The following is a 21264-nucleotide window of genomic DNA, read 5'->3' on the forward strand; positions in this document are numbered from 1 at the left end:
CTCGTCACGCGAGAGCCAGCACCCACCATGGTCTGCGTATTCGTGGCCTTCTGTGGTTCATCATGGCGGCCCTCGGATCCTCGCCCGCCTTGGCTGATCCACTGGCGCCCGCCGCCGCTTCGGCAGGGGACGCTTCTGCCGATCCTGGCGTCGTGGAATTCAGCCGTGCGTTTACCGGCACCGATCAGTCATCGGTCGATGTATCCCGCTTTGAGCGGGGTGTCGTCGTGCCCCCTGGCAATTACCGTGTTGACATGTTCGTCAACGAAGCCCGCTTTGCGGGAGTGGATATGCAGTTCCGTGCGGTCGACGGCATGCAGAACGCGCAACCGTGCTTCACCTATGCCGATCTTCAGCAGATCGGCGTGGATATGAGCAAGCTCGATCCAAGCATGGTCAATCCGCAGAATATGTGCATCGCCATCCGCGATGTCAGCCCGGATGCTACGGCCAACATGGATGTGGGCAATCTGCGGTTGGACGTCTCCATTCCGCAGGCCTCTCTTCTGAGGCGGCCGCGTAACTATGTCAGCCCCGAGCTGTGGGATCAGGGCGAAACCGCCTTGCTGCTTGGCTATAACTTCAACGCGTACTCCATCAATCAGAGCTACAGCGGGCCGCGTACCAGTGCCGGTACCGCCATCGGTACCGATGGCAGCCTGGTGCAGGTGCAGGTGCAGAACAGCGCGTACTACGCGCCCGCTGGCAATGGCACCTACACGCCAAGTGGCACCGGCAAGTACATGCTCAGCGACAACGGTACCTATGTGCCGGTGCAGATCGGCAGCTACTCGGCGGCAACGAGTAGCGGTTACCGCGCCAACGACGTCAACGCCTACCTTGGCCTTAACCTGGGTCTGAACGTCGCCGGCTGGCGCATTCGCAGTGTGGAAACCGCGCAGTGGGACCAGAAAACCGGCCGCACCACCTGGCACAACTTCAACACCACCGCCACGCACGACATCACCGCGTGGAAGGCCCAACTCACCTTGGGTGACAGCTACACCCAGGGCATCGTGTTTGACTCCACGCCGTTCCGCGGCGTCACCATGTATAGCGATGACCGCATGCTGCCCGATTCGCAGCAGGGCTTTGCGCCCGTGGTGCGAGGTACGGCCAACACACAGGCGCGTGTGGAGGTGCGCCAGAACGGCAACCTGCTGTACGAAACCACCGTGGCGCCGGGGCCGTTCACCATCAATGACCTGTATTCCACCGGTTACGGTGGTGACCTCCAGGTCACCCTGTTCGAGGCTGACGGCAGCACGCGCACCTTCACAGTGCCGTACTCAGCCGTGCCCATGCTGCTGCGCCCGGGCGTTAGCCGTTGGGCCATTACGGACGGTCAGGTGCGCGACACGTCGCTGAGTAATGGCATGCCGTATTTCGTCGAAGGTACCTACCAGCGAGGCATCAATAACTGGTTGACGCTATATGCGGGTGTGCAGTCCACCTATCGCAACCTGTATCACTCCTTCCTGGGTGGTGCGGCGGTCAATACGCCGGTCGGTGCTTTTGCTCTGGACGTGACCAACTCGCACACCACCTTCAAGGGTGCGGACGGTTCGCTGTCCGGGTACAGCACACGCCTGTCGTACTCCAAGGCGATCCCGACGTCGGGCACCACGCTCGCGGTAGCTTCCTACCGCTACTCCAACAGCAACTACCTGTCATTGACCGACGCGGTACAGACGCAGGATCGGCTCATTGCTTTGCCTGACACCAACACGACTGCTGTTCCCATGTTGCTGCGTTCCAAACAACGCCTGCAAGTCACGCTCAATCAGGATTTCGGTGGCAAGTATGGCCAGCTCTATTTCACAGGTGCCCGCAATACCTACTGGAACGGCATGCCCAACGCATCCACCTTTCAGCTGGGCTACAACAACGCGTATCGCAGTGTGAACTTCGGCGTGACGGCCAGCCGCACCTATATGTCCAGCCCCATGTTCCGTGGCAGCCGTTTCGACAACCAATTTGGCCTCAATCTTTCCATCCCGCTTGGCGGCCCGTCGTCAAAGAACACCCCCATGCTTTCAGCTTCGTTGCTGCACGACGATGCCATGGGCAACAACGATCGCGTTGGCGTCAACGGCACCTTCGGCGATCGCAGCCAGTACAACTACAACGCCAACGCCAACTATATCGACGGCGACTCCAGCCACACTAACGTCAGTGGCAGCCTGGGCTGGCAGGCGGCGTACGGCAGCTACAACGCAGGTTATTCGTACTCCAACCATTTCCAGCAGGGTTCGGTGAGTGGCGCGGGCGGCCTGGTTGTGCACGGCGGCGGCATCACGCTTGCCCCGCAGATCGACCTTAACAGCCCCATCGCCATCATCAAGGCACCGGATGCCAAGGGTGCGCGAGTGTCCAGCAGCGGCCAGACCACCATCGACCGTCGCGGTTACGCGGTGGCAACGAGCCTGATGCCCTATCGCATGAACGACTTGACGCTGGACCCGACCAGCATGTCGATGGATGTGGAGTTACAGACCACCCGCGTGCAAACGGCTCCGCGTGCCGGTGCAGTGGTGCCGCTGACATTCAGCACGGTCAGTGGTCGAGCAGTGTTGATTCGGGCCACGCAATCCGCCGGGAATGTGTTGCCGTTTGGTGCAGAAGTGCTGGATGCCAACGGTAACAACGTAGGCACGGTGGGCCAAGGCGGACAGATGTTTGTGCGTGGAACGGAAGATGGCGGCTCGCTACTTGTGAAGTGGGGCGAGGCGGCCCATGAGCAGTGCCATGTCAGCTACCAGTTGCCGGCGCGATCCACGGGTTTGGGCCGCACGAGCATCGAGACCGCGGATGCGCTGTGTCGGTGATTGCCGATTATCGAATGAAAGCACTTGAGAATGGGTGCAACGAGATGGTTGATATGAATAAATGTAAGGCACCTACGGCGTGCTATCGCCACGGAATCGTTCGATGGGTAGTCGGATTCCTGATGTTGATGGTGGGGTGCGATTCGTTCGCAGCATGCGTCAGTACGGGATATTCCTACGATTATTCTCCGTTTCTGAGCAACGTCACCACGGCAGGCGCCATACCCGAAGGCACGGTGGTTTACACGGGGGGCTACAGTTTAAGTGGTCAAGAATACGCCACTTGCGACAACAGTGGCGGAACCGTCAAGTACGTCGGCTCACAGCCCTTGGTGCCAGGATATACCGACGTCTATGACATTGGTGTACCCGGCTTTGGTGTTCGCCTGTCTCGTGCAGATAATGGAGGGCCGCCCATCGTCTGGCCCTCCACCGTAGTCATTGCTGGCCCCGCCACGCTTAAGTTCAACTATTCCTATTTTAGCTTCGCAATCGTGCGCACTAATGTTCCGGCAGTTGGTGGTCGTACTCGTGCAGGTCTCTACGGCAGGATAGTGCTGGACGACGGCACTACCGTATTTTCGTTCAACCTTTCGTCCTTCACGATTAATTTGGTCGCTTGCACGGTCAACGCTCCCAATGTACCTCTAGGGACGCACGGCGCGGGGGAGTTTCGCGGTGTAGGAACCTACACGAGTGCTAAAAGTTTCAACGTTACCTTGAACAATTGCCCCAGTGGCATGACGGTAAGTTATACGCTGGATGCGGCCAATGGTTATGACGTCCAATCCCAAGCCGTGATGAAGTTGACCGCTGCAGCGGGTGCGGCTTCAGGCGTAGGCGTGCAATTGCTGGACGGCTCCTCGAAACCGGTCGCTATGGCGACGAGTTTGGTTGCGGGCAAGGGCACGACCACCTATACGATTCCGTTGAACGCTCGCTATTACCAGACCGGTAGCGTCATTTCTGCCGGTGTGGCTAATAGTGCGGCGACTATCACGCTTGCCTATCAGTAGTTTGGGGCTATGAAAGGGGCGCCGGAGCTTGATAGAAGGCCGCTTATGCGGCCTTTTTGCCATAGCGGAGAGGCAAACGACTTGCTCGAATGAAGCCCACGCCTTCCTGGGTGACAGGCTCCATTCGGGGCGCAAGCGGTGCATTCGTACGATGGATCCGTATGCTTGAGGTGTTTCATCCAGACTGCTCATTCTACTGGGCGGTTCCGGCGAGGTCAGTGGTGGAGCCTGGGTCGCGCAAAGCCAGATTTCATTGGCGTGCGAGCTCTCATGCAGCAGTCACATCAGTGCTGCTAAAACCGGTCTTCATAGCGTTGGCGACGATGTAGGTGGAGCGCTTCGGGCATCGCACTTTCATTCGGACACAGGAGGCTGGGCTACATGGCTGAGTTGTCGTTCTCCCGCTATACCGATCTCCCGTCGCTTATTCACATCCTTACCAATCGGGAGCTGACTTTGCTCGATCCCATGTCATGGGACGACAAGAACGACTCGAACTTCATCACGCTCTATCGCGAGAAGTGTCGTTTGAAGTCAGTGTTGGCGCTTTGCTTTTCGCAGGCATCGGAGACGTATCACCACTGGCGTATCTTTGCGCCAAGCTCGTCGGGCGTGTGCATACGCTTTGGTGAAACGTCGCTGCGCGAAGCGGTAGCACGTGTGCCGGAGCTTCAGCTGAAACCGGTGACCTATTTGAAGATGGACGAGATCCGTTCCGGCGAGCTCAGGCGGAAAGAGTTGCCGTTTTTAAAGCGGTATCCCTTTCAACCGGAGAGTGAGGTGAGGATGCTGTGGGAGTCGGCGACTGAGGAGCGACATGCCTTGCCTGTGCCGATTGATCTTGCGGCGATCAGGCGCATTACGCTCAGCCCCTGGCTCCATCCGTCGCTGGTCGATTGCATCAAGTCGATGATCAAGAGCATCGATGGATGCTCTCATCTGAATGTCTATCGCTCGACGCTGGTGAGTAACGCCGACTGGCTCAAGCACGGTAAGGCCGCCACGTGATGTTTCATCCGTCACGCCTAACGAAAATAAGCACTTGCACGAGCATCGGGGCGTAGCTACTCTGCGCATCCCGTCAACCCAGCCCAAAGGAGGAATCGAACAATGATTTGTTGTAGCAGCATCCTCCGCCGGGTCGACGCGCGTCTGATCGTCTCGCCAACTATTGGCTGACACGCTTCACCTCTCTGCTTTCGCACCCTGGCGACTTGTTAGGCCTCCGCTTTGGAGGGCCTTCGTATTCCCATGCTTTCAGGGCGATTCCAATTCATGTTTTTTCAGGCGTTTTCGCTGCACGAGCTCGGCTGGCGATCTGAGTACGCGCAACATCTGACCTTGGTCGAGTTCGAGTCGGGCTATCCGGCGCGCGTCATGGCCGTACATCGTCACGGGCTTTCGGTGGTTTCCTCGCGCGGTTATGGCGCGGTGGTGCTTCCCGGTCACCTTATCGATGTGGAAGTGGCTGTGGGTGACTGGGTGTTGGTCGAGCATGACGCGCAACGCGTATTGCGGTTGGTGGAGCGTTGCTCATTGTTAGCGCGGACGGCGGCAGGAAGTGATTGCCGACCTGAGGTGTTAGCGGCAAATCTCGACACGCTGTTCATCGTCTCGTCTTGCCATGCTGACTTTGACCTGTCGCAGTTGGCCAGCTACGTCACGCTCGCGCTGGATGCTGGCGTCATGCCGGTGATGGTGCTTACCAAGGCCGATCTGTGCGCCAGCGTCAATGATCACGTGGCTCAGGCAGCCGGTTTGATGCCGACGCTTCCGGTCGTAGCCGTCAGCGCCCTTTCAGGCCATGTCACGTCGCAGCTATCTCCATGGCTGGTGCCTGGGGTAACCGTGGCCTTCATTGGGCCCCCAGGCGTTGGGAAATCCACCTTGATCAACCGCTTGGTGGGTGGGGCTCAGCGGCGTCGCGATGTGCTTCGCCTTGGTGATGCGGCGGAGCAACGTGTCACCACGACGCGTGAGATGCTTCCCACTGCCTCTGGCGCCTGGGTGATTGATACGCCAGGAATGCGCGAGCTTTGTTTGGCTGACGTCGAGCCGAATCCCGCAGAGGTGTTTCGCGATACCGAAGCGTTGGATGTCTTCTGAGCTTTCTTGGCGGGGCTTGCGGTTGTAGCGTGGGCGGTTTTGGGCCGGACGCCGCGGCTCGGCAGGCGTGTTGTATCGAGCGCATGACGGGTTCGCCGAAGTTTCCTATAGTGCCCGCGTCAGCCTCGGGAAATGCCCATGAGTGAGCCGCTGGTCGTGCGCGATGGTCGTCCCGAAGAGCTTCGCGCCCTCGGCCAGCTGATGGTCGAGGTGTATAGCGGGCTGGCGGGGTTCCCGTCGCTCACCGAGCAGCCGCGCTACTACGGGATGTTGGCGAATATTGGCGACTTCACCAGCAAGCCGGCGACGCGCGTGCTGGTGGCGCTGGATAGCGAGGATCGGCTACTTGGCGGCGTGGTCTACTTCGGTGACATGGCGCACTATGGTTCTGGCGGCACGGCGACATCAGTGACGAATGCCTCTGGCATTCGCCTGTTGGGAGTCCACCCATCCGCACGTGGTATGGGTGTTGGCAAGGCGTTGACCAAGGCGTGCATTGCGTTGGCGAAAGATCAGCGGCATGAGCGGGTGGTGCTGCACACCACGGAGGCCATGCGCGTGGCATGGGACATGTATGAGCGTCTGGGTTTTCAGCGAGCGATTGACCTGGACTTCATGCAAGGTACGTTGCCGGTGTTCGGGTTCAGCCTTGCACTGCCTGGCGGTACTTGGGAGAGCACAACATGACTCAGCGCGTCGCTACCTGCAGTTGCAGGCAATTGATGTTGCGAGCGACCGAAGAGCCGCTGCGTGTTTCGATCTGCCACTGTCATGCTTGCCAGCGACGCACCGGAAGCGCATTTGGCGTTCAAGCGCGGTTTCGCGAAGACAGCGTGGTGATACGCGGTAACGCTACGTCGTATTCCCGCGTGGGTGAGTCGGGCGGCACGGGCACGTTCTATTTCTGCCCGGTGTGCGGCGCTACCGTCTATTACCGGCTGGACTCGGTAGATGGTTTGCTTGGCGTGCCGGTGGGGGCGTTTGCCAATGCCGATTTTCCGTCGCCATCCATTTCCGTGTTCGAGGAATGCATGCATCCGTGGGTGCACCTGCCCGAGGGCATGGAACACGTTCCGTGATGTCGGCCGTCCAGGCAAAGTCTTGAGGCATGCGTGCGCCCCTCCATCTCAACGGGTTCGCGACGGTGAAAGCTGTGGGCTACATCACATGATGTGTAGCTACTAGCGCATCAAGGAAGCCAACTGAGCGCCGATACCTCAGCCGGGGGTGTTCTTCCCATCTCTCGGGGTATTGTCATCATGCGTTTTACTGTTCGTCTGAAAATTGTCGTGGCCATGGGCGTTGCCCTCATCATCGCCGTTGTCGTCGGGTTGGTCGGTTTGCTTGGCGTGCGCACCACGTACCTGCTGGTCGATGACATGTATCGCACCAATGTGCAGGCCATTGTGGCGGTGAGCGATGTTCGCTCGGCCATCATCGATGACCGGCTGGCCTTGAACCGTTCCATCATCGACCCGAGCCAACGGACGGCGGTCAAGAAAATCACGGACGACAACGCGCGCATGGATGCGGCATGGCAGCGCTATTACCCGAACATGATCTCCTCGGACGCGGAGCGCTCGCTGGCTCAGCAATTCGACGAGATCCGCAAGAAGGCCGAGCCGCTGGTGATGCAGGAAGCCGCCCTGCTCGATGCCGGCAAGACCCAGGAAGGACGCGACCTGCACATCGGAAAAACCGCCGATGGCATGACCAGCGAGACGAAGGCGATCGACCAGCTGATCGCTATCAATGAGAAACAGGCGGAGGCTTCGGCGGGAGACGCCGCGCTTCGCTATGCCCATACCTGGAAGCTGGCGATGGCGGTGCTGATGCTAGGCGTGCTGGTGCTGTTTGCGGTGGCGGTAGCGCTGATTCGCGTAGTCACTCGCCCACTGAACAAGGCCCGCGCGCTGGCAAGCGCGATCCAGGAAGGCAAGCTCAACAACGCCACGGACATCACCGGCAACGATGAATTCAGCGACACGCTGCGCTCACTCGATGATATGGATCGTCAGCTCAGCAGCATCGTCACGCAGGTGCGCGATGTGGCGGAGCAGGTGACGGCAGCTGCTCGCGATCTGTCGCAAGGCAATGACGATCTCTCGCAGCGCACGCAGGAGCAGGCCAGCTCGCTTGAGGAAACGGCCGCTTCCATGGAGGAGCTGTCGGCCACCGTAAAGCAGAACGCCGAGGGTGCTGGCCAGGCGCGTGAAATGGCGCTGCGCATGCGCAAGCGCGCGGAGGAGGGTCGCGACATTGCTGGCTCCGCCGTGGGTGCCATGCAGGCGATCACCGATGCCAGTAAACAGGTGGCCGAGATCGTGAGCATGATCGACGAGATCGCCTTCCAGACCAACCTGCTGGCACTCAACGCGGCGGTGGAGGCTGCGCGCGCGGGAGAACAGGGTCGCGGTTTTGCGGTGGTGGCTACCGAAGTGCGCAATCTGGCCCAGCGCAGCGGTGTGGCGGCCAAGGAGATCAAGTCGCTGATCAAGGACACCACCGACAAGGTGTCCGAAGGAGCGCAGCTGGTGCAGCGCACAGGTAGTGCCCTTAACGACATCGCCGGCGATGTGCGCGAGGTGAGCACCATCATCGAGGTGATTGCCGCGGCCTCCGAAGAGCAGTCGGCCGGCATTGGTCAGGTCAACAACGCGGTGGTTACGCTGGATGAGGTGACTCAGCAGAACGCAGCTCTGGTGGAAGAGGCCAGTGCTGCCAGCCGCAACACGCTGGATCTTTCGCAGGTGCTGATGAAGCAGGTGTCCTACTTCACTCTGCAAGGCGAAGTCATGCCCAGCAAGACCGCGACAACGTCCGACCTCGTGGGGGAGTCCGTGAAAAGGTCCACGCCAACAGGAGCGCCCGTGGCTCCGCGCCACCGGTCATCGGCGGAGCTGGTGACTGCCGGCGATGCCTGGACTGAGTTCTGAGGCCCATGGTCGATGGCATTCAACGCATGGGGCGCTCGCGCGTTCCATGTGGGATACGTCATTCGGAAAGCGGGCAGATCGGGGGCACGCATGCAGGCGAAGGAGTTTGATCGTTGGGCGAGAACGCGAGGGCAGGGCATGCTCAGGTATGTCTTGTTCAGCGGCGTGGTGTGCTACGGCCTGCCGATGTTTCTCATCATGACCTATCTGATCCCACATCCTCGCCTGACCACGGCGCAGTCGGCGTGGCTTTGGTTGCTGGCAGGTGCGGGTTATGGCATCGCCATGTGGCTTGTTCAGGAACGACGCTTTCGCAAGGTGGCCGCTCGTCATTGATCGACTCGTTCAGATAGCGGGTCGACGTGTTCATGTGACGTTTTGTTTTCGCAGCGCATGGCCTATGCGTTGCGGCCCTTGAGTTTCGCTGCTGTGTCGGGCTGCGTTAGCGTTGGAATTGGACGTCCAATCGTCGCAAATCACTAGCGTCAAATATGCGTTGGTTTGACATTTGACATGGATACTCCTTTCTTGCGTGCGCGCTTGCCATCGTAGGCGGCATGTGTGCGCACCGCCCACGAGAGGAGACAGGTCATGGCAAGGGTGAGCTCCCCCATCGGTTATGGGTTCGTCGGTGTGCTGGTCGTAGCACTCGGAGGCTGCACCGGTTACGTCAAGCAGAGCGACTTTGATGCGGCTATCACGGAGTTGCGCAACAACGATCAGCGGCAGCAACAGGAGATCGATGCGATCACGCAGGAAATGCATCAGCGGTTTGCGCAGTACGATACGCAGATCAGTGCAATGGCTGGACGTATCCGGGTCGACACGATCGCGCACTTCGATACCGACCAATCCACGTTGCGTGATGAAGACAAGAAGCGCCTTGACGATTACGCCAAGGTTTTGCGTGAGCACCATGTGGATGCCGTGATTACTGCCGAAGGATTCGCGGATCCTTCGGGCGGTGCAGATCACAACAAGCGTCTTGGCTTGAGGCGTGCACAGGCGGTGCGTGACTATCTGATTCACAACGGCGGCCTCAATGCCAATCAGGTGCGCGCTGTGAGTTATGGCGAGGCGAAAAATCGCCAGGTGATACCTGGTGCGCATGGCGACAAGGGGCAGCCCAATCGTCGCGTATCGCTGGTGACGGACTTTGCAGGCAGCACCTGAGGGCGCGTGGCTGACGCTGGCAATGACTGAAACGACAGAGGGCGCCGTAAGGCGCCCTCTTCGTTCCGTGCGGGCCGGTCACTATTTGCTGCTGGCTTTGTAGGTCAGCTCGGTGCTGTAGCTGTCGATGTGCGAGCTCTGTTCCTGAATCGCGTCATTGAGCGATTTGCGCATGGCCTGTGCGTCTTGCTTGCCATAGGCGCTTTCCATCATGGTCCAAAGCGGCGTGTCGGGGTCCTTGCCAAGGTCAGCCCAGGATTTGGCCGGAAGCAGCACGATGAAGTCCGGTGCTCCTTCGCCTGCGTTGAGGACCTCGCCTACTGCAAAGTTATTTGGCCATTTGGTTTTCTCTGCGCCGGCCGTAATTTTCTTGGCGACGTCGAGGAATGCTTCGTGGGGCTCGTGGCCGGGCTTGAGCTTGAAATAGATGACTTCGATGTAGGGCTGATTGAGGGTCGTGCCCTTGGCCAGGTGGCTAAGCTCGGGAAGTGCCTTGAAGAACGCGCTGGTTTCGCTCTTCAGGTGCGGGTTGATGTCCTTGTGAATGGAAGCGTCACACGCTTTGCCGGCAGCGCGCATGTCGTCGAACGCCGCCCATGGCAGAGGGTCGGTGACATAGGAGTAGGCGTAGGTGTCGCCCGTTTCGTGCGTCCATGCGTGCCAGTTGTACTTGAAGCCGTGTTGGCTGAGGCATTGGTTGAAGCTCTTGATGCCCGCTTCGTACGCAGCCTGATCAGACGGTGCCACGATATCGGTGTAGTCACGTATGACGGTGACTTTGCCGGCGTCGGCGGCGACCGCTGTGCCTGCACACGACAACACCAACGCTACGGCGAGGTAGAGAGTCGAAATTTTCATGGCATCTCCTTCGGAGCATGGCTCCGCTTGGCATGGAGTGGTGCGCACGCGAAGGGACGGCGCGCGCGTCGTGGCCGAGGGTGCAAAGCGGGAGATTGCAGGCGCGCGTCGCCCGCAAAGCATAGGTATGCCGGCGGGCTGGGTTGAGAGACGCGTGACATGTTCCGCTCCGGTCGTCGACGAATCAGGCGGCGCAAGCAACGCTGCGGACACATCTGCGGCGCTGGAGCAGGCCTGTGCTGGTTAACACCGGGCGGTATGGCGAATGTGGATGCTTGGCGAGTGGCTGGGAATACGCCAAACGGGTTAGTCAGCTACCGCTGTCCAGCCACCAGGCGTTAGGGGCGAGCTGCCTGCCCGCGGCGCGACGTTCACGCCGGCGTTCCAGTCGGGAGATGGCCGCGTGCGCGGCGAAGCCGATGGCCGTGACTACCATCCAGCAGCCCGGTGCCCACCACAGGTTGGCGGCGCGCAACAGCAACAGGCTGGTCAGCGGGATGGCCAGGAGCATCGGGATGGCGAACAACCAGGTGCGTTGAAAGCCTCGCCATCCATGCAGAATCAGCGGCAAGGCGAGCAACAAGGAGCCGAGCAGCCACTGCGCGGGCAGATTAAGCGGCGTGATGAGGCGACCATCGTGCAGCGATTCCAGGATGTTCGCCTGATACTCCACGCCCGGCATGGGGTCATTGGGGCCCGAGGCCGAGGTGACCAGCTGATCGCCAAGCCCTGCGGCCGTGGCGCCAATCAATATCCAGCGGCCCTCGAGCAATGCATGGGGTACGCGCCCCTGCAGCACGTCGATGTAGGAGACCTGGTTGAACGCTCCCGCGTTGCCGGCGAAGCGGATCAGCACGTAATCGTCGCGTATCCATTGGTAGACGGAAGAAGGCGAGCTGACCGGACGATGCAAGCCGGGCAACGTCTGCAGCGGCTTGGGCTGACCGATGTCGTAGAGCGCGAGCGCCAGCGCGCGCCACTGCGGGTGGCCCAGGCCGGCCTTGAGATAGACGCCGCGTGTGACGCCATCGGGATCCTTGGATGCGTCGACATGACCGAACGCAGCGGCGGCGCCGGCGATGTCGGGAGTGGGCAGCACTTCCTCGAGCACGCCACCAAGTTCAGCGGCTTCGGCGAACACCGGCATCACGACGCGGCCGTTGTGCTGAGCCGCCTCGGCGTAAGCTCGATCGTTCTCGGGGTGGCCGACATCAGCTTCGGCCATGGTCACGTCCATGCCGACGCCACGCACCCCCGCTTCGGTAAGCCGGTGGATGAGTTGCGCATGGGTGGCCCGGGGCCACGGCCAGTTGCCGAGTTTGGCGAGGCTTTGCGGATCGATGGCGACAATCACCACCTGGTCGCTGGTGGGGTAGGACCAGTGACGCATGTGCTTGTCGTAGAGCGCGTTGTCCAGCGGCTGTATGACGCCGCTGGCAAGCAGAAGAACGGATGCGGCGAAGCCCGCGACCCAGGTCATGGCACGCTTGAGCAGGGGCAGTGCCGCGATCATCACCGGTGTTGCGATCTCCCCAGGGAAGTCATCATCAAAGCACGAGCCAGAGCAGCACGACACCGCCGCCGGCCGTGGCCCATCGGCAGGCCGTACAGGGTACGCGCGTGCGCTGCACGGCGCCCCATGGCCCGGCGTAGCCATCTGTGTCGATGGTCTGCACCCGCACGTACCACTTGCCTGAAGACAGCTTGCGCAGATTGAGCTCGGGTACGTCGAGCGTGTCGTCCACGGCCAGCTCGCTGAAATCCGGCTTGCGAGATAGCTGGACGTGGTAACGCTGCCCCGCCGTGCCGCCCGGCCAGCTCAACACGAGGTCGCCGCTATGGCGCTTGGGTGCGCCGGGTTCGGGAGCTGGCGGTTCAGGCACCAGATCGAAGGGCATAGCGTCGGTGTAGGGCCCGAGTTTGCCGTCCTTGTCGCGACTGGCGATGCGCCAGAAATAGTGACCATAGGGCAGGGCCTGCGGAGCACGCGTCTGGCTGCCGCGCACGGCCATGTCGGTGGCCAGCGGCTGCACGAAGCGACCGTCGCTGGATAGCTGCCAGGCATAGCTCACCGCCTCCTCGTTCTCGGTCCAGCGGAACGACGGGCGAGTGGCGCGCGCCTTCGAACCCGGTTGCGGATCGATGATCAGCGGCGGCTGCGGATGCGCTGCGACCGTGAAGGCGCAGCTGGCGTCCAGGCCTTCGAGACCGTCGTTGCCGATGCCGCGCACGCGGAATGCATGCACGCCATCGGGAAGGCTGGGCAGCATGGCGTGGGGGCCGTCGACCACCTGATCCACCACCAGTGCTTCGAAGCGCGCGGTGGGTGCGACCTGGATGCGGTAGCGGGCGGCTTGATTGAGCGGCTTCCAGCGAATCTCGGCCGGCAACTGGCCAAGCGGCTGACTGGGGCAGTTCAAGTCGGGTGCCAGCAGCAGTTCCTGCGGTTGGCCGGGCTTGCCGCCGCCGGCGGTGGCGACGCCGCGGCCGGTGTTCACCATCACGTGGCGCGCGTCGTTGCCCACATCCACGCGCCCGGAAACGACCTCCGTGCGTGCGTCGCCATCATTGGTATCGGCCGCGACGCGGAAGTGCGTGCCGCGCACGCTGGAAATGGTGTTGGGGGTGGATACGGTGAAGCGTGCGGCGCTGCCGGTCAGCGGCACCACGTCACTGTTCACGCGTCCGCGCTTGAGGCGGATGCGCGTGTCGACCATGCCGGTGCGGCCGTACTCACTCAATCGGTCGAGTACGAGCTCGCTGTCGCTCTGCAGTAGCACGCGCGAGCCGTCAGCAAGTTCGAGGGTGAGGCTGGCATCCGGCTGGGTGACCAGTTCGGTGCCGTAGCTGACCGACATGCCCTGGGTAACAGCCACCGGTTGTGCATCACCCTGCCCCTTGGCAGTGGCGTTGCCGATGATGGCGACCACCTTGGCAGGCGCGGGTGCCTCTCGCAGCCAGGCTACCGGGAAGTGCATGGTGCCGCCGGGTGGCAGGTGCAGCGGGTCGGCGACCTGGTTGTACTCCTGCAGCTTCCTCCAGGGCACGTCGGGCTTCAGATAGCGCGCCGCGAGATCCCACAGGTTGTCGCCGGGGCGTACGCGGTAGTTCCAATCAGCGGGCGCTGCGGAAACGTGCAGGGAAAAACAGGAAAGCAAAACAGCGAGCAGCAAAGCCGTGCGTGGCCAGCGCCGTAGCTGGCCGCGACCGAAATTTCGGTGTGACATGAAAACCTCGATATTCCTTTGGCGCCCCTGTACCGCAGCCCGCTCCTTCGGCGTCTTCCTCGGCTATCCGTTTTCCCGAGGTGACGCAGTGACTTGCGGCAGCGCCATTGTCGTGGACAAGCCGTGAAATGCCAACCGTGTCACAAAATCAGCTAAGTGCGGCGTAATGCCACAAGCAGGTGATCCAGGCGGCGGGCAAAGGTTGTCAGTTCGGGCAGCGCACGTTGGCCGTCGGGCCCATGCAGAGCTTCAAACAGGCGCTCCCCCTCGCCCAGCAACGTATCGTCGGCAAACAAAGGCAGCACGCCCAGCAACCGGTGCATCACTTGGGTGGCCGCATGGACATCCTGCCGGTTGGCGTGGCGCTGCAGTTCACGCAGATCGTCGGCGCTCGCCTGGGTGAAGAGATGGCGCAGGTCAGTGGAGGATTCGCCGTCCGTCACGTTGGCCATTGTCGCGGGTGCGCCGAGCCACTGCCCGAGCATGTGGCTCAGGGCGGCGAGCTGAAGCGGCTTGCTGAGCACGTCATCCATGCCGGCGTCTTTCGCCCGAGCGGTTTCGCTGCTGAGGGCGTTGGCCGTCATCGCCAGGATGGGCAAGCGCTGGGTGGACCCGGTGGCGGCCTCGTGCTGGCGCCAGGCACGCGCGAGTTCGTAGCCACTCATCTGGGGCATGTTGCAGTCGGTCAGCAGCAGGGCGTAGCTGTCGGAGGTAAGCGCTTCGTACGCGTCGTGTCCGTTGTCGACAATGTCGTAGGCGAGCCCAAGCAGAGATAGCTGACGCGCGATCAGGCGCTGGCTAACTGGGTGATCCTCTGCCACCAGAATATGGCCGCGAAAGGTCGGCAGATCGTCGTTGCTGGAGGGAGTTGGCGCCTGGGTCATGTGTGGCAGCGCCGTTGGAGGCTCCGTGACTGGTTCTTGCCATCGATTTGCCGCATCCAGTTCCAGTGCACGCATGCATGCACCGAGAACGGAGCGCCATTTCATGGGCGCGGCGTTGAGCGCGACCGGCCCGTCGCCATGGCCAGCCGGCTGTAGAGGCGCGTCGACGACAGTGACGACGTGCGCACTGATCTGGTTGGCGCTTTCCTGGTCCGTGCCGTCGACAAACAGCAGACTTGCCGCCATGCCTTCTCGCATGGCCTCCGTGGGGGCGACACACTCAGTGGTCATGCCCGCAGCACGCAGATAGTTATCAAGCGCGCTTGCGCTGGCAGAGGATGCGAGCCGCACGACCGCATGACGGCCACGCAGCTCGGACGGCGCATCGGTGTTTCGCTCAACGATAGGCAGCCGCAGTTTCACCGTCACTGTCGTGCCGACATCGACGTCACTGTTCAACTCGATGCTGCCATCCATCAGCTGCACCAGTTGGTTGCAGATGGCCAGGCCCAGGCCGGTGCCGCCGTAACGGCGGCTGGTCCACGTCTCTGCCTGCGCGAAGGGCTTGAACAACGCTGCCTGTTTCGCCTTTTCGATACCGATGCCGGTATCGGTAACACTCAAGGCGAGATACTGCTGCGAGCCGGAGTCGCCCAACACGGCCAGGCGTGCGGTGACGTTGCCTCGATCGGTGAACTTGATGGCATTGTTGAGCAGGTTGATCAGAACCTGACGCAGGCGAAGACCATCGCCACGCAGTTGCCCGGCAACGTCGGCATCCGTGGACATATGGAGTGCCAGGCCTTTCTTGTGCGCGGCTGCGACCATGGTGCTGGCCGCGTGGTCCAGCCACAGGCGTGGGTCGAACGCCGCCGGGTCGAGTCGCAGGTCGCCCGCTTCGAGCTTGGAGAAATCCAGGATGTCGTTGAGGATCTGCAGCAGCGTACCGGCCGAATCTTCGACGGCGTGCAGCAGCTCTCGCTGCTCCGCGTTGATTGATGTGCGTCCCAATAGCTCCAGCATGCCGATTACGCCGTTCATCGGTGTGCGGATCTCATGACTCATGGTGGCAAGGAAATCGGCCTTGGCCTTGGAAGCGCGCTCGGCAACGTCGCGTGCAATGCGCAAGGCTTCATTGCGCAGGTTCTGCTCCGTGGTATCGATGAAATAGCCCATGGTGCCGAGCTGGCCATCCGGCATGCGTACGGTGGCCTGCGTGGCATGGATCCAGCGCAGGCCATCGGCGCCATAGGCGCGAAAATCCAGTGTGCGAACTGGCGTGTCATTCGCCGGCGCCGACATCAGCTGTGTAAAGGCGGGCAGGTCATCCGGATGGACCCGCTCCTGCAAGGCGTCGACGTGCAGAAGCCCTTGGACATCACGCAGTGCGCAGATCTCCGTGTTGAACAGCGTCCTGGTGTTGCCCGTGGCGAATGTGAGATGCGCGATGTTGTCGCCGTCGATGCGCGTGGCCAGCACCACGACCGGCAGACGTTGTGCGATATCGCCGAGGCGTTGCTCCGTTTGCCGGGCATCCTGTTCGGCATCGCGGAACTCGGTGATGTCGAGCAGCGTGCTGGCGTAGCCGCGTGCCTGTTGCCTGTCGTCGAGCAAGGCGCGCACCCAAAGCTGCGCGGCATGGGTTGCGCCTTCGTTCGTCGTGTAATCGACCTCTTGGCGAAGCGTAGCGCCCTGCCATAGCGAGCTTGTCTGTTCACCGAAGGGTGCAGCCTGGATCATGCCCGTGGCCGTTTCCACGCTATCGGGCTGCTCCCTGCTTGAGCGGTTTCCCTCGACGGGCTGGCCATCCAGCGCGTGCAGCACCACCGGAAACGGCAAGGCATCCAGCGTGGCCCGTTGCAAAGACTGTTGCGCCTGCAGCTGCCGCTGCAATGACCTGTTCTTTCGTATTTGTGCCTGCAGCAACCATGTCAGCACGAACGCGAGCATGGCCGTGATCATCAGAACGGCGGCCACGATCAGGGTGATCGGCGAAAGCGGCGCGGCCTCGTTATCGAACCACGGCAGCGCGAGCGCGCTCAGCGCGACCATGGGTGGCGGCATCCGAAGGGCTGGACCAGCGGAGCAGTGTGAGGGAACGACGATACGCATCGCGCAGGCCAGGTTCGGCAAAAAGAGGTCAAAAACAGGAGGGTTGGCGCTTCATGCTACCTTTGCCATGTCGCCGTCACAAACGGTGTGGTGAGTGAAGTCAGTTGCCGGGCGCGATTTCAGCGTGCATGGCGTGCAGAGGCAGGTAGGGCAGGGGGACATGTGAGGGTCATAATCTCCGATGATCATCCGGTCGTATTGATCGGTTTGAAAACGTCCCTTCGCGAGTACGGTAACGGGCTTGAAGTGGTCGGCGAGGCGAACAACGGCCAGGATCTGCTTGATGTGCTCGCGCGCACTCCCTGCGACCTGCTCATTACCGACTTTTCTATGCCGGCTGATGGGGAAAGTTTCGATGGACTCCTGTTGCTTCAGCAGGTGCGGGAGCGATATCCCACGCTGCCGATTCTGGTGCTGACCATGCTGCGCAATCCTGCGCTGGTGCAGAGCATGATCAGCGTGGGTGTGCGTGGTGTGGTCGACAAGATGGCCATGGCCAAGGAACTGATGCTGGCCATCGACTTGATCCGCTCGGGCCGCAGCTATCTCAGCGAGCGCATGCGGCGACAGATTGAGGGTATGTACCCCTCGGGCGATGAGCCAGTCGTGTCGCGTCGGGAAACCGAAGTCATTCGCTTTCTCGCACAAGGTCTCACCGTGTCGGACATTGCGCGCCGGTTGGACCGCAGCGTCAAGACCATCAGCCAGCAGAAGCGCGATGCGATGCGCAAGCTCAACCTGGAAAGCGACAAGCAGCTTTACGACTACGCGCGCCTGATCGGCTTGCTGTAGTCCAACCCCGGGTACTGCTGGCAGGAAGGGCGTAGCCCATCGTCGGGTCATGATGACTTCGGTAGGAATATTCTGATTCCACCCGCGCCCGGTACATCGTCCAATGGCGCCCATGACCACGTGGTGGAGCGAAGCGGCAGCGATGTCGCCGGTTCCGGTGTCCACGAGACGGTTTCCCGCATGCCACGGATGCGCATGTGCCGGTGAGCACGCCGGCGACAGACTGCGCCACCCCTGAACAGTTTGTCGGGATCTTTGTAAGGGTCGTTCGACGTCCGCGGTTTGCATATCAGGCGATGCAGGCCGTGGTCGTCGTCACGATTGGTGGCTATGGCGGTGTGCCGCACGGGTGGTGTCGTGACGCCTGACGGGAGGGGTTGATGCGTGGTTGAGCATGTGCTGCTGACGTGGCTCATCATTGGCGCGCTGGCCGGATGGCTTGCAGGGCTGCTGGTGGAGGACGCCGTGTACAGCCTTTCCATCGATGTGTTCATCGGTGTGTTCGGCGCCTTTCTCGGTGGTGTCATCGCAGTACTCGGCGCCTGGGTCGGCACCCGGTACGCCCAGCTCGCCAGACTCGGCGTGGGTGGTGGCATCTTCATGTCGCTGATCGCCACGACCCTTGGTGTGCTGCTGTTGCTGCTGACCCTTCGCGTATTCAAACAATGGGTGCGGGGGAGCTTCGGCGGCGAAGCAGGCCGTGCGAAATAGACAGACTGCGGCCTTCGTGGCGATGGCCATCGGGCCTTCGAGGTCGGAACCCAGCCGGATGGCTGTGGCGACCACCTCGTCGTCAACGCCTGGCACTCGACTATCCCCTCGGTAGGAATTTTCTGATTCAAGTGAGGCGCCATCCCGAGCAACATGTTCTCTGGGCGACCAGCACAGGATGGCGTGAACACTCCTTGCGCCAGTAGCTATCCCCTGCGGCCTGATCGCCGCACTCCTGCTCTCGTCGTCGCCCCTGTTTATCCGGCCACACCCGTTGGGTGTTGCCTTCCGGGTGGGCGGGGTTTGCTTGAGGAGGCAGTCATGAAGCGAATTTTTCGAGAGCTGAGGCGCCGACCACAAGGCGCGCGAACGGCAGCGCCCGCGTCGCGTTTCCGTGGTCATGGTGTGGGTCAAGCCGTAGTGATCGGTGGCGAAGGTATCGAGCGCGGGTCGATGGGCCCTGATATGCGTCGCGCGAGCCATGGTGCGAGACATTCGACTATCGACGCGAGCGTGCTGATTGGCCCGCTTGCCGCGTCGCTGCAGCAACTCTATGACGCGATTCCGGTGGCGCTCGGTGTGATCGGGCGTGATGGTCAATATCTCGCGGCCAATACAGCCTACGCAGCGATCCACGACGCCACGCCCAGTGACATTGTGGGGCGTGCGCTTGCCGACTACCTACCTGACGCCAGCGCCCAGTTGCAGGAGGATTTCCTCCGTTTCGATTCGGGTATCGCCAGTATCGAGCGCGAAGTGTCCTGTCATGGATGTCATTACCTTGCCGCACTACAACCCGTGCGCGACGAGCAGGGCGACGTGCAGGGCGTCACCTCGGTACTCATCGATATCACGGCGCGAAAGCACATGGAGCAGGCGTTGGAGAAGGCGCGTCGTCATTGGCAGTTTCACGCCAGTCACGACCATCTGACCGGGTTGCCCAATCGCCGGCAGCTGGACGATGTGATCACCTCAGAGGCGAGCCGCAGCCAGCGCATGGGCTCGCCGCTGTCCGTACTCATGATGGATGTGGACTACTTCAAGCGGTACAACGATTGCGTCGGGCATCAAGGTGGTGACGACTGTCTGCGTGCCATTGCGGCGGCACTGCAGACACGCATGCAGCGGCACGGTGACCTGGTCGGGCGCTATGGTGGCGAGGAGTTCATCGCGATTCTGCCCGGTACGGACAGTGCGGGCGCCTACCATGTGGCGCAGGGCGTGTTGGAGGACATCCGTGCACTGGCGATCAGCCATCCTTCCAGCCCGTACAGCCGCGTGACGCTCAGTATCGGCGTGGCCACGCTGGAAGATGCCGGCGGGCATATCGCCGAACGGTGCGACACTCTGCTGGATTACGCCGATCGCGCGCTGTACGCGGCAAAAGCGGCGGGACGCAATACGGTGTGCATCCATCCGCCGCGCCCATGAACGACCAAGGCCGCCCGAGGGCGGCCTTGGCGAAAGCGTTTCGGGTCGTCAGCGCTTCATAGCGCAAAGGCCCTGTATCGATCATCAGGGCGTGGCATCCGGAAACCAATGACGGAGACGGCTCTTGAGCGCCAGTGCCGGTGCCTCCACGGTATGCCAGGAAACCCAGGCAAGCAGCACCGTGCCGATGAGCGCGACAGCGGTTGTCGTGCTGTAGGTCGGGACGGCTGGCCAAAAGCGTACGCTCAGCTGCTGCACAAAGAAGGCATACAGATAAATGCCGTAGGAAAGGTCGCCGAACCGGGCCGCTGAGCGGAGACCCGGTGTGCTTTTGGCACCAAGCCACAGCGTGAGCGGCGACATGATGGCCCAGGCGATCAGTGGAGCCTGCCGCGTCAGCACGCCGATGATGACGCAAGCCACGCCGGCGCCGAGCAGTGGCCAGCGAAAACGGCGGATTTCCGAGGGGAACTGCCGAGCGCACACGCCGATAAAGAAAAATGCACTGTAGAAGTAGCAAAAGTTGTCGAAGCCGTTGGCCATCGGATGACCTGGCAACGTCCGTGTGTACATGACGGCAACAGCTATTAGCGCAAGCAGAGAGAACACTCGCCGCCGCATGCCGATGGCGCCAAGCACAGCGACGTAGGCATAGCATTTGGCTTCAACGGGAATGGTCCACCAGCTGCCATTGACGGCGGAAAGGGCAGGATCAGGCGAGGCGCTAGTGAATACACCCGGCAATGAGTAAATAGGCCGCAATTGCAGGTTGAAGGTAATGAACCTGCGTATGCCGTGACCCAAATAGTCGTGCAGGGTCCATGAGGTGATGGCGGCGCTGGCTAACGCAAAGAACAGCGTGGCAACTGCCAACGCAGGCCAGATGCGCAGAAAGCGACGCATGGCGAAACGCATGAGATGCGGGTCGTGATACCAGCTTGCCGTCACCAGGTAGCCGCTCATCACAAAGAACATGGCCACCGCGATGCTGCCGAGCGTCAATCCGCCGAGCGCGGGCTCAGGCATGGAGAGCAACACGAACTGATGGGAGATCAACACCATCAGGGCTGCTACAAGGCGCAATCCATCGTAGTTGTTGCTGTGCTTACCGGACGGTGGCGAGGCGTCCGTCGCTATCGATAAACGTCCCTGTGGGGATTTCAAGCAAACCTCTTGCCGCTGGCCAGGAT

At 61.4% G+C, this 21264-nt stretch carries 17 protein-coding genes; 12 read left to right on the forward strand and 5 right to left on the reverse strand.

The features are described 5' to 3' along the window. Positions 1-89 precede the first annotated feature (89 nt). The 9 genes from AC0GUR_RS18750 (at position 90) to AC0GUR_RS18790 (ending at position 10059) form a co-directional block, all read left to right on the forward strand. Positions 90-2828 (forward strand): fimbria/pilus outer membrane usher protein, encoded by a 2739-nt coding sequence (locus tag AC0GUR_RS18750; RefSeq protein ID WP_472879025.1) that lies wholly within the window; start codon positions 90-92, stop codon positions 2826-2828. Beyond that, a complete protein-coding gene (locus AC0GUR_RS18755; protein WP_472879026.1) occupies positions 2819-3844 on the forward strand; it encodes a fimbrial protein in 1026 nt (341 codons plus the stop codon). The genes AC0GUR_RS18750 and AC0GUR_RS18755 overlap by 10 nt, the downstream gene beginning before the upstream one ends. Positions 3845-4225: 381 nt before the next feature. Next, positions 4226-4852 (forward strand): hypothetical protein, encoded by a 627-nt coding sequence (locus AC0GUR_RS18760; RefSeq protein WP_472879027.1) that lies wholly within the window; start codon positions 4226-4228, stop codon positions 4850-4852. 267 nt (positions 4853-5119) lie between these two features. Next, positions 5120-5950: a GTPase RsgA gene (rsgA, locus tag AC0GUR_RS18765; protein ID WP_472879028.1), complete on the forward strand. Its 831-nt coding sequence runs from the start codon at positions 5120-5122 to the stop codon at positions 5948-5950. A gap of 138 nt (positions 5951-6088) precedes the next feature. Continuing rightward, positions 6089-6637 (forward strand): GNAT family N-acetyltransferase, encoded by a 549-nt coding sequence (locus AC0GUR_RS18770; RefSeq protein WP_472879029.1) that lies wholly within the window; start codon positions 6089-6091, stop codon positions 6635-6637. Further along, positions 6634-7029 carry a GFA family protein gene (locus AC0GUR_RS18775; RefSeq protein WP_472879030.1) on the forward strand — a complete coding sequence of 132 codons (396 nt, stop codon included), beginning with the start codon at positions 6634-6636 and terminating at the stop codon, positions 7027-7029. The genes AC0GUR_RS18770 and AC0GUR_RS18775 overlap by 4 nt, the downstream gene beginning before the upstream one ends. Before the next feature lie 180 nt (positions 7030-7209). Further along, positions 7210-8886, forward strand: a complete 1677-nt coding sequence (locus tag AC0GUR_RS18780) for a methyl-accepting chemotaxis protein (protein ID WP_472879031.1) — start codon at positions 7210-7212, stop codon at positions 8884-8886. A gap of 138 nt (positions 8887-9024) precedes the next feature. Then, the gene (locus tag AC0GUR_RS18785; RefSeq protein ID WP_472879032.1) at positions 9025-9222 is read left to right on the forward strand and encodes a hypothetical protein; all 198 of its coding nucleotides are present in this window, start codon (positions 9025-9027) and stop codon (positions 9220-9222) included. A gap of 255 nt (positions 9223-9477) precedes the next feature. Continuing rightward, positions 9478-10059, forward strand: coding sequence for an OmpA family protein (locus AC0GUR_RS18790; protein WP_472879033.1), 582 nt, complete (start codon positions 9478-9480; stop codon positions 10057-10059). An 81-nt stretch (positions 10060-10140) separates the two neighbouring features. Here the strand turns inward: AC0GUR_RS18790 and AC0GUR_RS18795 are convergent, their stop codons facing one another. The 4 genes from AC0GUR_RS18795 to AC0GUR_RS18810 form a co-directional block, all read right to left on the reverse strand. Then, positions 10141-10917 carry a hypothetical protein gene (locus AC0GUR_RS18795; protein ID WP_472879034.1) on the reverse strand — a complete coding sequence of 259 codons (777 nt, stop codon included), beginning with the start codon at positions 10915-10917 and terminating at the stop codon, positions 10141-10143. Between the two features lie 310 nt (positions 10918-11227). Then, the gene (locus AC0GUR_RS18800) at positions 11228-12430 is read right to left on the reverse strand and encodes a CHASE2 domain-containing protein (protein WP_472879035.1); all 1203 of its coding nucleotides are present in this window, start codon (positions 12428-12430) and stop codon (positions 11228-11230) included. Between the two features lie 34 nt (positions 12431-12464). Further along, complete coding sequence (locus AC0GUR_RS18805) at positions 12465-14144, reverse strand: FecR family protein (protein ID WP_472879036.1); 1680 nt, start codon at positions 14142-14144, stop codon at positions 12465-12467. Positions 14145-14296: 152 nt separating this feature from the next. Continuing rightward, on the reverse strand, positions 14297-17080 hold the full coding sequence (locus AC0GUR_RS18810; RefSeq protein ID WP_472879037.1) for an ATP-binding protein: 2784 nt from the start codon (positions 17078-17080) through the stop codon (positions 14297-14299). A 222-nt stretch (positions 17081-17302) separates the two neighbouring features. On the opposite strand from AC0GUR_RS18810, the gene AC0GUR_RS18815 reads away from it, so the two are divergent. From AC0GUR_RS18815 to AC0GUR_RS18825, 3 genes are all read left to right on the forward strand, one after another. Next, the gene (locus tag AC0GUR_RS18815; RefSeq protein WP_472879038.1) at positions 17303-17932 is read left to right on the forward strand and encodes a response regulator; all 630 of its coding nucleotides are present in this window, start codon (positions 17303-17305) and stop codon (positions 17930-17932) included. A gap of 384 nt (positions 17933-18316) precedes the next feature. Next, positions 18317-18643, forward strand: a complete 327-nt coding sequence (locus tag AC0GUR_RS18820; RefSeq protein WP_472879039.1) for a GlsB/YeaQ/YmgE family stress response membrane protein — start codon at positions 18317-18319, stop codon at positions 18641-18643. A 321-nt stretch (positions 18644-18964) separates the two neighbouring features. After that, the gene (locus AC0GUR_RS18825) at positions 18965-20074 is read left to right on the forward strand and encodes a sensor domain-containing diguanylate cyclase (RefSeq protein WP_472879040.1); all 1110 of its coding nucleotides are present in this window, start codon (positions 18965-18967) and stop codon (positions 20072-20074) included. 84 nt (positions 20075-20158) lie between these two features. Here the strand turns inward: AC0GUR_RS18825 and AC0GUR_RS18830 are convergent, their stop codons facing one another. After that, positions 20159-21238, reverse strand: coding sequence for an acyltransferase family protein (locus tag AC0GUR_RS18830; protein WP_472879041.1), 1080 nt, complete (start codon positions 21236-21238; stop codon positions 20159-20161). Positions 21239-21264 lie beyond the last annotated feature (26 nt).

It is taken from the genome of Dyella sp. PARNA 12/25 (assembly GCF_055702865.1).